The following is a 12,570-nucleotide window of genomic DNA, read 5'->3' as shown; positions in this document are numbered from 1 at the left end:
AAGGGGGTTAAAATGAGAGAGCAAAAGAAGTACAATAAGTGAGAAAGCGTTATCTTTATATATGAGATCGATTTCATAGGAGGGGTTAATTTGAAATTAGGTGTATTTACCGTATTGTTCTCCGAAATGCCTTTTGAAGAGATGCTTGACCATGTGAAAAGTTTAGGGATAGAAACGGTTGAAATTGGAACAGGCGGTTATCCTGGAACAGCTCATTGTGATCCAGCAGAATTACTTGCAGATGAATCAAAAATGAAAGCGTTTAAAAAAGCTGTTGATGATCGTGAATTGACCATCTCTAGTTTAAGCTGTCATGGTAATGCATTGACTCCCGATAAGGACTTTGCAGAAGCATGTCATAATACGTTGCTAAATACGATTCGACTTGCGCAGAAGTTAGGAGTTTCGACAGTAACCACTTTTTCAGGAACGCCAGGGGCGTATGAAGGAGCGAAGCAGCCGAGTTGGCCTGTAGCAGCATGGCCTAATGAATATGGTGAAATGTTAAAATGGCAATGGGAAGAGAAGTTAATTCCTTATTGGAAGGAATTGGCTCAATTTGCCGAAAAGCATGATGTGAAGATTGCCCTTGAATTACATGGAGGATTTTTAGTTCACTCACCTGCAACCTTGTTAAAATTACGTACTGCTTGCGGTGAAGCGATTGGAGCTAATCTTGATCCAAGTCACTTATGGTGGCAAGGGATTGATCCTGTAGCAGCAATTAAGATTCTTGGTAAAGAAAATGCAATTCATTTTTTCCATGCCAAGGATACGTATATTGATCAAGAAAATGTGAACATGCATGGGTTACTAGATATGCAGTCTTATGCAAACATGCAAGACCGAGCATGGTACTTCCGCTCTGTAGGGTATGGGCATGACGTGAAAACATGGGCAGATATCATTAGTGCACTGCGATTAGTTGGCTATGATGGAGCCATAAGTATCGAACATGAAGATGGTTTGATGTCAATTGATGAAGGTTTTCAAAAAGCGATAAATACATTACAACAAGTATTAATAAAAGAACCAGCTCCAGATATGTGGTGGGTCTGAGGAGGACAAGAAATGTCAAAAATTAAAGTTGCTATTATCGGTTGCGGATCAATAGCGATTCATCGTCATGTACCTGAATATGCGGCAAATCCAAACGTTGAGTTAGTTGCTTTTTGTGATTTAAACAAAGAGGTAGCACAAAACATGGCTAATCAATATGGTGTATCAAACGTATTTTCATCTCATAATGAGTTGCTTATGAATGTAGAGGTTGATGCAGTAAGTGTTTGTACACAAAATGTAGACCACGCTCAAGTGTCGATTGATGCGGCGAATGCAGGTTGCCATGTATTATGTGAAAAACCTATGGCTACTTCTATCGAGGATGCTGAAAAAATGATTGAAGCCTCGAAGGCAAATCAAGTCAAGTTAATGATTGGTCATAACCAACGTCTAATGCCACCTCATGTGAAAGCAAAGGAAATTCTTGCTTCAGGGAAGATTGGAAAGCCGCTCACTTTTAAAACAACTTTCGGTCATGGTGGTGCAGACTCTTGGAGTATCCAAGGGCAAGATACTTGGTTCTTAAAAAAAGACAAAGCATTTGTGGGAGCAATGGGGGACCTAGGCGTCCATAAGATTGATTTAATCCGTTGGCTCTTTGATGAAGAAGTAGTAGAAGTCGCTGCATTTGTTGAGACGTTGCATAAGGATTCTGATGTTGATGATAATGCGACTACGTTATTACGAATGAAAAATGGAGCCTTAGGTACAATGGCAGCAAGTTGGACTTACTATAAAGGTGAAGACAATACGACTACGATTTATGGAGAGAATGGTGTGCTTGAAATTCATGATGACCCACATGTACAAGTCATTGTGAAATTAATTGATGGTTCAATTGAGCGCTATTCTGTTGGTGCAATTGCAACAAATGAAGCCGGTGGTCAAGTTGCGAGTGGTGTAATTGATGAGTTCGTTTCGTCCATTATTGAGGATAGAGAACCATCTATATCTGGAGAAGAAGGTAAAAAATCTCTTCGTGTAGTATTAGCAGCGTTGAAATCTGCAGAATCAAAAACATTTGTTACAGTAGAGTAGTTTAATGAGGAGGGCTTAAATGAATTCAATAGGACTGGCACTATATACATTACGTGACGAACTTACAGAGGACTTCAAAGGAACTCTTCAGAAAGTAAAAGAAATTGGCTATTCGGGTGTAGAATTTGCAGGTTTTGGCGAGCACTCTGCCAATGAAGTGAGCAATATGCTAGAAGAAATTGGTCTGGAAGCTTGGTCTAGCCATGTTCCAGTTGATCAGTTGCGTAATAATTTAAACGAGGTCATTGAATATCATAAAACGATAGGCGTTCAGTTTATTGTGTGTCCGTTTTTATCAGAAGAGGAGAGGGGTTCCAAAGCTGACTATCTTAACCTCGCTAAAGAATTTGATACGATCGGAAACAAGATAAGAGAGGCTGGCTTTGTATTTTGTTATCATAACCATGATTTTGAACTAAAAGTATTTGATAACGAGTATGGGTTAGATATTTTATTTCAAAATACTGAAGCCAATAATATGCAGCTTGAATGTGATACATTTTGGGTTGAATTCGCTGGTGTTGATTCGAAATCATACTTAATTAAACATGCTAACCGAGTGCCTGTTATCCATTTAAAGGACATGAAAAAAGATGGAGGGACGTTTGCGGAAGTTGGTGAAGGAAAGCTTGATATTAGAGGCATTATTCAAGCAGCTAAAGAAGCAGGTACGTCTTACTTTATTGTTGAACAAGATAAATGTGAACGTACGCCATTAGAAAGCGTAAAAATTAGCTTTAATAATTTGCAAAACATGTAGTAAGAAGAGGAGCTTCCCTTTAGGAAAGCTCCTTTTTAGTCGCGATGACGGATTGAAGTCGCGCCAACGCGAATTGCTAAAGCGTGTAAAGCATCATCAAGCTTTCTTTTCGTATTTCTATTTTGTTGAAAGCCTTGATTTAATACGATATTATGAATCCACAACATCTTCTTTGATCGTTCAAAATATGGAGATATTTGACCTATTAATTCTCCGTCCCAGAGAATGGGCATACCATAAGGACCAACAGCTCGTTTTGACTCTGGTACATAGATTTCCCAGCGGTAATAAAAGTTATAAACATCCATCAGTCGTTCTCGTCTCCATAGAAGAGGGTCAAGAGGTGAGAGAAACTCGATACCCGTTGGTTGATCGTTTTCTGCTGAAAGTAACATATCAATATCTTCTGTTAAAATGGTATATGGCCGTTTAATTCCCTCAATTAATACCTCTGTAAATTGATTACAATCAATTGCTTGTTGGTGTAATTGTTTTCGACGCTGTGCGGGGTGCTTTTGCCAACCATATCGGGGGTCGTCATGACTAAATAAGCGATAAGCGCGAGCGTATTTTAATTGAAGTTCGATTGCTCGCTCACCTGGGCTAGAAAATTGCTCCTCTAACAGTAAGTCGCTGGGGATTGAATCTTCGGTACGAGAAAAAAAACGAAGTGATCCTTTTCTTTGGACTACTTGGATTTTTCCTGTATAAAATAAAAGCTGGAGTGCATGACTTGATTCCTTCGTAGTGGGAGTTTTCGTATCCCAACCACCTTGGACTCTTTTCGTGCTAGCAAAGGCAGAGGATGGCAGTGGGCCTTCATTGGCAAGTCTAGATAAAATAACGTTAATTACATCAGATAAATGAAATAACTCTTTTGAGAGTTTATTGGTAAATTGTTGACGGACATCTGCAAATAATGGATAGTCAGTAACCGGTAATAAACAAGCGGCTTGGGCATAGTACTCAAAAGCCTCTCCGTCGGATAATACCTGTTCTAAAGAGTCGCTACTATAGGAAGGCATACGTAAACTTGCTGTTAGCTGATGGTTTCGTTCAATTATCGCTACGGGATCGATTTGAATAGCTTCAAGTCCTTTTAACAGTTCAATTGCAGAATTGAACTTAGGTTTAATTAATTTCTGGTGTAGAAACGATTTAGCTGTTTGCTTAGATATTTTAATCAAACAAATCACGTCCTGTTCGCTTATTCATTGTTTTGTGTAGTATAACAAAACAATGAATAAGCGAACAGAATTTAAGGAAGAAGGCTATATACTGCATGAAAAAAAAACGCTTTGAAAACATGGACCAAATACATAACAATCATCGCATGTCTGATTTTATTCGGTGGTATAAAGAGCGCTTTCGGAAAAATAAAGACTTAGATAAGATAATTGACGTTAATGAGAAACCAGAATTAACAAAGCTTCATAAAGAAGACAGGGATTCGATTACTTGGGCAGGGCATGCTACTTTTTTAATTCAGATTGCTGGGATGAATATTTTAACAGACCCTGTCTGGTCAAAATTCATGGGTACAACAAAACGTTCAGTCCCCCAACCTATTCCCCTTGATGTTTTGCCTGCCATTGATTTTGTGTTAATTTCTCATGGTCATTATGACCACTTAGATTTTAAAACACTAAAAAAAGTACCTGGAAACCCACATTTTATCGTTCCAGCAGGTCTGAAAAATACATTTCTAAAAAAAGGATGGCCAGAAGAAGTCGTGAAAGAACTTCATTGGTGGGAGTATATGGTTATAAACGAATTATCTTTTTCTTTTGTCCCCGCCCAACACTGGGTACGGAGAGGATTATTTGATATGAATTTAAGTCATTGGGGTGGTTTTGTTATAAGTTCTAAAGAAAAGACGATTTATTTTGCAGGAGATAGCGGGTACTTTCAAGGATTTAAACAAATTGCTGAGAACGTTCCACCGATCGATTATGCTTTATTACCTATTGGCGCCTATGAACCAGAATGGTTCATGGAATTAGATCATATGGCACCAGAGCAAACAGTACAGGCATTTATTGATTTAAAAGCAAAGCAATGTATCCCAATGCATTATGGTACATTCCGACTGGCTGATGATACAGGACCAGAGGCGTTAAAACGGTTTGAACAAGAATGGAAAAGACGGAACTTAAAATCAGAACAAAAAAGTGTACTCTCAATAGCGAGCACACTTTGGATATAGATTGTATTAGGCGGCTTGACTTTTTTGTTTTTCTTCATTTCGGATAAAACCGAAGTGAGAAAACCACATAAGTATAAATATTGGAATGGATACACCAAAAAATGGAAGAACACCAGGGAACTGAAGCATTAGAAATGATAGAGCTGCTAGCGAAAGAAGCATAGTAATACTTAAAAATGGGCGTACAACTGCGTGTAAGATGGCATGTTTTAGCAGTTGGCTTATACTTAGTTCATAATGAACAAAGACACTGAATGCATAAAAACAGGTTAGGGCATAAAGCAGGCAAAGCAGCAAGAGTGGTAATGAAAGCATTGTAATATATGGGTTTGTGTGATTATAAACAAATAATATGTCGACGATAAGTACAAAACCAACAATGGTTAGGATGAAGCCGATCTTCTGAACTTTCCAATAATCTTTTTTGAAATAAGTAAGAAATGTCTTAAATAAGGGCAGATCACTCTCGCCTCTTATCCATTGTCTTGTTAGTGCAAAGGAAGCTTGAGTAGCAGGAAACAATCCACCTACTACTAACCCTGCAAGAGTAAAACCAATCCATAGTAAATTAAGTGCGGCTAACCTCATAATCCATTCGGCGGCTCTATATATACCGCCCATAAGACCATTCATTTCCATTATTTTAACCACCTTTATGAAAGCGTTATCTAAATTGTATCATAAAAACAAAAAAACGAACTGCTGAAATGAACAGTTCGTCTTAAATAATGAAATTTATTTTAAATCTTTAACCACTTCTTTTGTTTCAATTGTGCCTAAATCATAAATTACTTTAAACAATTCTTGAAGCTCGTTATCAGTTGATTCTTTGTCTTCATCTGCTTTCTTTTCCTGAAAAGGCCGCTGAAAAAGCTCTTCCTGTCGAAAGTCATTTGATTTGATCTGTTCAATTAATGCTTCAATTTTATCTACTTCATTATTTGTGGCATAAATCTCATATTGAATCGTATTATCGGGTGTTTTGAAAGTAGAAATTTGCATCATAGCCATATCAACTGTAACAAAATAACGTTCTCTAGACATTAAAATGCGCCTCCTTATTTAACTCATATTAAATTGATACCCGAATCTGTTCGGTTTACACATAATAGTTTAAATCATTAAGCTTGAATAATGTTTTAAATAAAAAAATGTAGGGTAGTAATAATTAACCTTCCGCTCCTAAAAATTGGATAGTAATGTCCAGTGCACTTTAACATAATGGTGAATGTATTCACATAAAATAAAGGCGATGATGAGAAGGGACAGTTTAAAATGCCGAATGACAAAAGCGTGCCTTCATGAAAAGAATTCTTGATCTAGACAAGCTATGATATAGTGAAGAGATCATATGACTATGAGGAAGGTAATCTTATGTCTAAATCAACGAGGGCACTTATCTGTATTATGCTTCTAACTACAGGTTGTTCTGGGATAGATAGTACGACCAAGTTGCCATTAAAAGAAAACCCCGGTGTAAAAAACAACTCACTTATCGAAGAGGATCCAATGTATCTTCAAGCTCATCTTTTTAATGAGATAATAGAGGTGAGTGGTCAATCAACAATAATGAACCCCGACAATTTTGTAGCAAATGTAAATAGGGATTTTAAATTGCCTGCCGATTATAAACCGGAAGATTTAGTTGTTCCGAATATTCGTTTTTCTTTTGACCACATCGACGATCGTCGCTATATAAGAGAGGATGCAGCAAATTCACTTGAACAATTGTTTAAAGCAGCAGAAGATAACGGGGTTATTTTGTATGCGGTTTCTGGTTTTCGTTCCTATGAACGACAAGAGGAATTATATGAGGAAGCCCAATCGGTTCAAGGAGAAAACCAAAGTCTGGTTGCAATGCCAGGACATAGCGAACACCAGACAGGACTTGCAATGGATGTTTCTAGTGCTTCTATTAATTATGCTCTAAGTCAGGAATTTGGTGAAACTAAAGAAGGCAAGTGGGTAAAAGACCATGCACATCTTTTTGGGTTTATTATTCGTTACCCAGAAGGGAAAGAAGAAGTAACAGGTTATAGCTATGAGCCATGGCACTTAAGATATGTGGGTGACATTGCTAACGATATTTATGTTAGAGAGTATACCCTTGAAGAATATTTGGAAATTGTAAAGAAAATGTAAAAGTGGTGTGAAAGTGCATTATGTCCGTGGAACTATATTCAAGGAAGTTTTTTTTTGATAAACTATTAGCTTGTAACGCATTTATTGAGATAAGTATTAGAAACCCAAATAGAGAAAAAGGGTCATACTCGTTTGAACTGAGAGGAGACTAGCAAAATGACAAAAATAAAAGCTGGTTTCAGGAGGTTGCAATTCTTCTGGCTGGCCGTCGCTTTATTATCGATTACAACGTATGTTCTTTACAAAGTGGCTTTTACAATTCCCACAGAAAATATGATGCAGGAATTTCTACTGTTTATTAACCCAATTAGTTCATCTGTTTTACTAATCGGGGTTGCTTTGCTGTTTAGAAATAAAGCACGCAATGTGATGGTAGTCGTTTTATCGTTTATTGGATCTTTTATATTGTATGGGAATTTGCTGTTTTATCGATTTTATTCAGATTTCTTAACATTACCAGTTTTATTGCAAACAAATAACATGCAAGATTTATCTTCAAGTGTCTTTGAATTAATGAGCATTTGGGATGCGTTCTTATTTACAAATGTACTTGTTTTAGCAGTGCTTGTCGCTAGAAAAAGCGTGCCAGTTGTGGGCCGTTTAAAACGTGAGCCAATCCTGATTTTTTCGCTTGCGATTCTTTTGTTTTTAGGAAACTTAACGCTAGCTCAAACAGAACGCCCGCAATTACTTACTCGTTCATTTGACCGTGATATGATTGTAAAAAATATTGGTGTCTTTAACTTTCATCTATACGATATCTTTTTACAGTCTCAGTCAAGAGCACAGCGTGTCTTAGCCGATAGCTCTGACATCATTGAAGTGAAGAATTATGTGCAAGCAAACCGAAAAGAGCCTGATCCGGAGATGTTTGGTGCTGCAGAAGGCAAAAATGTTTTTATGATATCTCTTGAGTCATTACAAAGTTTTGTGATTGATAATGAGATAAATGGACAGGAAGTAACACCATTTTTAAACCAATTAAAAGAGGATAGCTACTATTTCGAGAATTTTTATCACCAAACGGAACAAGGGAAAACGTCTGATTCAGAGTTTATTGTAGCGAACTCAATGTTTGGCAGAAGCAGTGGTGCCGTTTTCTTTACACACGCGCAAAATGATTATAATGCCACTCCAGAAATTCTTGGGGAAAATGGCTATTATTCATCGGTAATGCATGCGAATAACAGGACTTTTTGGAACAGAGACGTTGTTTACGATACTTTGGGGTACGATCATTTCTACGACGTATCTTATTATGATGTTACAGAAGAAAACTCTGTTGGTTGGGGATTAAAGGATCGTGAATTCTTTGAGCAATCGATCGACCTTCTGAAAGAACAGCCACAGCCGTTTTACTCAACGTTTATTACGTTAACAAATCATTTTCCGTTTGAATTAGGTGAAGAAGATAAAATGGTTGATGAGTTTGATTCTAATAGCGGTACGTTAAATAGATACTTTCCAACGGTTCGTTATATGGATTACGCTGTGGAACAATTCTTTGAGGACATAAAAGAAGCAGGCCTTTATGAGGACAGTATCTTTATTTTATATGGCGACCATTATGGTATTTCAGGCAATCATAACGTAGCGATGGCTGAATACCTAGAACAAGACGAGATTACTCCTTTTGATTCTGTACAGTTACAAAGAGTACCTTTATTTATTCACATCCCAGGACATGACGGGGAAACCATCGATACGGTTAGCGGACAGGTTGATATTCAGCCAACGTTAATGCATCTGCTCGGTATGTCGACAAAGGAAGATATCCAGTTTGGTTCTGATCTGTTTTCACCGGAAAATGAATCGTATGCAGTCCTACGTAACGGAAGTTTTATTACTGATGACGTTGTTTGGACGAACAACACTTGTTATGATAAAAGTACCGGTGAGCCATTAGAAGAAAGTGAAGTAGAAGCTTGTGAAGAGTTTGCTCCAAGAGCAGCTTCTGATTTAGAATTCTCGGATAAGGTTATTTATGGAGACTTACTTCGTTTTTACGAGCCAGATAATCAAAACTTAGTTGAAACCGAATAAAATAAAAAGCCGTCGCAATTGCGACGGCTTTTTTGTACACTAAGGAAGAAATGAGGTGTGAGAATGAAAAAAAGTAATCGTTTTTGGTTCATTTTAATTGCGAGTATTGCAGGCGTCTATGCTGTTGTTTACTGGCTTGTATCAGGAGACTTGCGATGGCCTTAACCTGTTCTAATCAGTTTGAACCCCATGGGTATTAATTCCCCCAAAGGCTGTTATAACGGTTGTGGCAAAGCCAGTGGCGATTACTGCAATCGTCGATAAGATAATCTCGTCCATTGTTACTATTGAAATGCCAGCAACTACAGCACCTAAATCAAATCCAACAATAAGTACACCTACATTCCATGTTGTTTTAGCGGAAATCATTTGTGCTAGTAAGTCAAACCCTCCTGTGCTAATATCAAGCAAAAACATAATACCAGCCCCAATACCAAGCATTAAACCTCCAATAATTGCACTAGGTAACGGAGGGAGAATAGGGATTGCTGGTATAAAAGTGGCGAAGTAATCAATCATTAAAGAAGAAACAATTACACCAGCAAGTGAGTTATAAAAGAAAGGACGAAAGTAGATCCAAGCTAAAATATAAATTGGGATGCTAACGACAATGATTGTCATACCAACTGGAAAATTCCAAATGTAATGGGCGATAAGTCCAACGCCTATTATGCCTCCATCCAGCAAATGGTATGAAACAAAGAAAAAGTTAATGCCTATGCTAATAAGCAAGCACCCTGTCAACAATACACTTACATATCGGATTCCTTTTATCACTTAATCACCCTCATACAATCAGTAGCCAAGCTCTTTTCATCTTATGCGGACAACTGTAAGGCTATGACGGTGACTCGAACGAAAAGCTGCTTATTGAGAATAAAGCAGGATTAATAGTAAGTTGCACTAAATCGTGCGTAGAGAATCGCTAACAGGATAATTGCTCCAACAACAATTGCTATACGTTTAACTACTTTATTCCGTCGGCTGTTTTTCCAACGATTAGGGTTAAACGAAACGTTATCATCATCGATGTATACTTTTCTGGTGCGTCTGACATTACCTTGTCGATAGTAAGGTGTTGCACCGCGAAGAAACAGTGGCGCAAGTAAAGCACCAAATGCTAAACCAAATAGATGCGCTAAGATGTTTATGTTAGATCCTAAAAATGTCATTACTAGTGAAATAACAATGATGGGGAAAATTGTTTGGGCTGACTGACGATCAAGTAAGTCATTTCTGTATAAATACATAAAGAGAAATACGCCAAACACTCCAAAAATAGAGCCAGAAGCACCCACGTGTAAATAATATAAATCTTGCAGATAGAAAGTTACAACATTTGCTAAAATGCCTGGAATGAGGTAAATAAGCAGAAATTTAAATTTGCCTATCATGGTTTCTAAAGCTGGTGCAAAAATAATTAAGGCAAACATATTAAACAAAAGATGAAAAAGAGAACCGTGCAAAAAAATGGGTGTAACTAAACGCCAATATTGACCGTTAGCAATACCAGCATTCCAACCGACGCCTAAATCGCGCCAAATGAACCCTGACGGCATTAAAATGATTAAGAAATGGATTGCTACAGTTAATGCCACAATACTACTTACAACAGGATAATTACGAATATAGGAAGAAAACGTTTCATTTCGGATGAACATAAGGTCACTCCTTTTTACGATTCTGATTAGAGTTAGAACGCGTTGTTATTATATCAGTTCACATAGGTAGGCGCATAACATTGTTAATTGAAAGGATGGGAAATGTGATTGTAGGCATTGGTTTGGATATCATCGAAATTGAGCGAATTAAGTCAGTGTTGCATAGACAACCTCGTTTTGCTAAAAGAATATTAACATACTCAGAGTTAAGTCAAATGAATAAGTTAACACCATATCGACAAATGGAATTTTTAGCGGGACGTTTTGCTGCTAAAGAAGCATATGCAAAAGCAAAAGGAACTGGAATTGGGATTCATCTTTCTTTTCAAGATATTGAGGTAGTTAGTGAGGTGAGTGGAAAGCCAGTTATTGTCAGCGGGGAAGTTGGAGAGAAGGCTCATCTGTCTATTACACACTCCACTCAATTTGCGGTAGCCCAAGTCGTAATTGAAAGTTTCAAGTAACTTGTCAATACTCGTCTGCATATTGCTTGACCTTCGCTCATATAGTTTACAGCAACAGGGTATTGGGCTCGCCGTCTAATTCCTAATGTGAGCTGAAGGGGTGAATGTAGGCATGATGAAAGCAAAAGTGTGGCTGGGTGTAGTCACTGTTATGATGGTACTTGTATTAGCGGCTTGTGGTGAAAAGTCACAAGAGGACGTTATGAACGATGTGGAGGAAGCACTGGAATCAACAAATGGATACAAATCAACAGCAACAATGAAGCTGGAAACTGGGCAAGAGCCTCAAACGTACGATGTGGAAGTTTGGCAGAAGGATAACTCATTTTATAAAGTAGACTTAAAAAATACTGCCAATGATCAGAGTCAAATTATCCTTAAAAATGAAGAAGGCGTTTTTGTATTAACACCTGCTCTAAATAAAACATTTCGATTTCAAAGTGATTGGCCAAAAACAAGTAGTCAGGCATACTTATATGAATCGTTGTTAAGAGATATTAGCCTTGATGCTGATGTGAATTTTGCCCAAGATGATGAGCATTATGTTTTTAAAACAGCAACAACATATCAAAACAAGAATTTAAATAGCCAAGAAATTCGTCTGAATAAAAAAGACTTAAGTCCTGCTTCAGTCAAAATAATGGATGCTGATAATAATGTACTTGTTGATGTTGCTTTTACAGAATTTGAAAAAAATCCATCTTTAGCTGTGGAGGATTTTGATACAGAAAAGGCAATGACAGGCGCGCAAATGTCAGAACCAACAATGGCTACTTCAGAGGAATTAGAAAATGTGAAAGTACTTTATCCACTCGATATTCCAGAGGGAATCGATGCGGATATACAACCAACGGTTGTAGAAAATGGTGATCGGAAAACATATGTACAGCAATATAGTGGGGAGAAGTCATTTACGCTTATTCAAGAAAATAGCTTAACGGTTCCGACATTGGCAAATCCATTAAATTTAATTAAAGGTCAGCCAATTGATTTAGGTTTTACAATTGGTTTTCAATCAAGTGATCGGATCATGTGGTCTCATGAAGGGTCTGATTTTTCTTTAATATCTCAAGATCTTGCTGAAGATGAAATGGCGGAAATTGCCCGTTCTGTTATCGCAGTGGGTGAAAAATAAAAAGAGGATTTGTATTGTTTAAACTGCACCTCGAGCGTTGGAAGTATCTTACAACCGAG

13 protein-coding genes are annotated in these 12,570 nt (G+C 37.5%); 8 read left to right on the top strand and 5 right to left on the bottom strand.

Going from position 1 to position 12,570, the window contains the following annotated elements; genetic code table 11:
• The first annotated feature begins 90 nt into the window (after positions 1–90).
• From BK584_RS09645 to BK584_RS09635, 3 genes are read left to right on the top strand one after another with little or no spacing between them, the layout of a single operon-like run.
• Positions 91–1,059, top strand: a complete 969-nt coding sequence (locus BK584_RS09645) for a sugar phosphate isomerase/epimerase family protein (protein ID WP_078392398.1) — start codon at positions 91–93, stop codon at positions 1,057–1,059.
• Between the two features lie 12 nt (positions 1,060–1,071).
• On the top strand, positions 1,072–2,100 hold the full coding sequence (locus tag BK584_RS09640; protein ID WP_078392397.1) for a Gfo/Idh/MocA family protein: 1,029 nt from the start codon (positions 1,072–1,074) through the stop codon (positions 2,098–2,100).
• Between the two features lie 19 nt (positions 2,101–2,119).
• Positions 2,120–2,860, top strand: a complete 741-nt coding sequence (locus tag BK584_RS09635) for a sugar phosphate isomerase/epimerase family protein (protein ID WP_078392396.1) — start codon at positions 2,120–2,122, stop codon at positions 2,858–2,860.
• Positions 2,861–2,895: 35 nt separating this feature from the next.
• On the opposite strand, the gene BK584_RS09630 is transcribed toward BK584_RS09635, so the two are convergent.
• Positions 2,896–4,047 (bottom strand): DNA glycosylase AlkZ-like family protein, encoded by a 1,152-nt coding sequence (locus BK584_RS09630; RefSeq protein WP_169871171.1) that lies wholly within the window; start codon positions 4,045–4,047, stop codon positions 2,896–2,898.
• A 95-nt stretch (positions 4,048–4,142) separates the two neighbouring features.
• Between BK584_RS09630 and BK584_RS09625 the strand changes: the two genes are divergently transcribed.
• Positions 4,143–5,066, top strand: a complete 924-nt coding sequence (locus BK584_RS09625) for an MBL fold metallo-hydrolase (protein WP_078392394.1) — start codon at positions 4,143–4,145, stop codon at positions 5,064–5,066.
• A gap of 6 nt (positions 5,067–5,072) precedes the next feature.
• Here the strand turns inward: BK584_RS09625 and BK584_RS09620 are convergent, their stop codons facing one another.
• A complete protein-coding gene (locus BK584_RS09620; protein ID WP_078392393.1) occupies positions 5,073–5,705 on the bottom strand; it encodes a YesL family protein in 633 nt (210 codons plus the stop codon).
• 96 nt (positions 5,706–5,801) lie between these two features.
• Positions 5,802–6,110 (bottom strand): hypothetical protein, encoded by a 309-nt coding sequence (locus BK584_RS09615; protein ID WP_078392392.1) that lies wholly within the window; start codon positions 6,108–6,110, stop codon positions 5,802–5,804.
• A gap of 330 nt (positions 6,111–6,440) precedes the next feature.
• On the opposite strand from BK584_RS09615, the gene BK584_RS09610 reads away from it, so the two are divergent.
• Together BK584_RS09610 and BK584_RS09605 are read left to right on the top strand one after the other, a co-directional pair.
• The gene (locus BK584_RS09610; protein WP_078392391.1) at positions 6,441–7,208 is read left to right on the top strand and encodes a M15 family metallopeptidase; all 768 of its coding nucleotides are present in this window, start codon (positions 6,441–6,443) and stop codon (positions 7,206–7,208) included.
• Positions 7,209–7,364: 156 nt separating this feature from the next.
• The gene (locus BK584_RS09605) at positions 7,365–9,251 is read left to right on the top strand and encodes an LTA synthase family protein (protein ID WP_078392390.1); all 1,887 of its coding nucleotides are present in this window, start codon (positions 7,365–7,367) and stop codon (positions 9,249–9,251) included.
• A gap of 171 nt (positions 9,252–9,422) precedes the next feature.
• On the opposite strand, the gene BK584_RS09600 is transcribed toward BK584_RS09605, so the two are convergent.
• Positions 9,423–10,028: a YitT family protein gene (locus BK584_RS09600; RefSeq protein WP_245808828.1), complete on the bottom strand. Its 606-nt coding sequence runs from the start codon at positions 10,026–10,028 to the stop codon at positions 9,423–9,425.
• 110 nt (positions 10,029–10,138) lie between these two features.
• On the bottom strand, positions 10,139–10,912 hold the full coding sequence (locus BK584_RS09595) for a rhomboid family intramembrane serine protease (RefSeq protein WP_078392389.1): 774 nt from the start codon (positions 10,910–10,912) through the stop codon (positions 10,139–10,141).
• 104 nt (positions 10,913–11,016) lie between these two features.
• On the opposite strand from BK584_RS09595, the gene acpS reads away from it, so the two are divergent.
• Positions 11,017–11,376, top strand: coding sequence for a holo-ACP synthase (gene acpS, locus BK584_RS09590; protein ID WP_078395508.1), 360 nt, complete (start codon positions 11,017–11,019; stop codon positions 11,374–11,376).
• 112 nt (positions 11,377–11,488) lie between these two features.
• Positions 11,489–12,511, top strand: coding sequence for a LolA family protein (locus tag BK584_RS09585; protein ID WP_078392388.1), 1,023 nt, complete (start codon positions 11,489–11,491; stop codon positions 12,509–12,511).
• Positions 12,512–12,570: the final 59 nt, after the last annotated feature.

Origin of the sequence: Shouchella patagoniensis, assembly GCF_002019705.1 — a bacterium.
GTDB classification, from domain to species: domain Bacteria; phylum Bacillota; class Bacilli; order Bacillales; family Bacillaceae_D; genus Shouchella; species Shouchella patagoniensis.
Note: the sequence above shows the minus strand (reverse complement) of the source record. Positions and strands in the feature narration are given on the sequence as shown.

What these genes read in the sequence shown, in the direction of transcription:
- BK584_RS09640 (WP_078392397.1), top strand. Translation starts at nt 1,072, where the DNA reads ATGTCAAAAATTAAAGTTGCTATTATCGGTTGCGGATCAATAGCGATT.
- BK584_RS09635 (WP_078392396.1), top strand. Translation starts at nt 2,120, where the DNA reads ATGAATTCAATAGGACTGGCACTATATACATTACGTGACGAACTTACA.
- BK584_RS09625 (WP_078392394.1), top strand. Translation starts at nt 4,143, where the DNA reads ATGAAAAAAAAACGCTTTGAAAACATGGACCAAATACATAACAATCAT.
- BK584_RS09620 (WP_078392393.1), bottom strand. Translation starts at nt 5,705, where the DNA reads ATGGAAATGAATGGTCTTATGGGCGGTATATATAGAGCCGCCGAATGG.
- BK584_RS09615 (WP_078392392.1), bottom strand. Translation starts at nt 6,110, where the DNA reads ATGTCTAGAGAACGTTATTTTGTTACAGTTGATATGGCTATGATGCAA.
- BK584_RS09610 (WP_078392391.1), top strand. Translation starts at nt 6,441, where the DNA reads ATGTCTAAATCAACGAGGGCACTTATCTGTATTATGCTTCTAACTACA.
- BK584_RS09605 (WP_078392390.1), top strand. Translation starts at nt 7,365, where the DNA reads ATGACAAAAATAAAAGCTGGTTTCAGGAGGTTGCAATTCTTCTGGCTG.
- BK584_RS09595 (WP_078392389.1), bottom strand. Translation starts at nt 10,912, where the DNA reads ATGTTCATCCGAAATGAAACGTTTTCTTCCTATATTCGTAATTATCCT.
- BK584_RS09585 (WP_078392388.1), top strand. Translation starts at nt 11,489, where the DNA reads ATGATGAAAGCAAAAGTGTGGCTGGGTGTAGTCACTGTTATGATGGTA.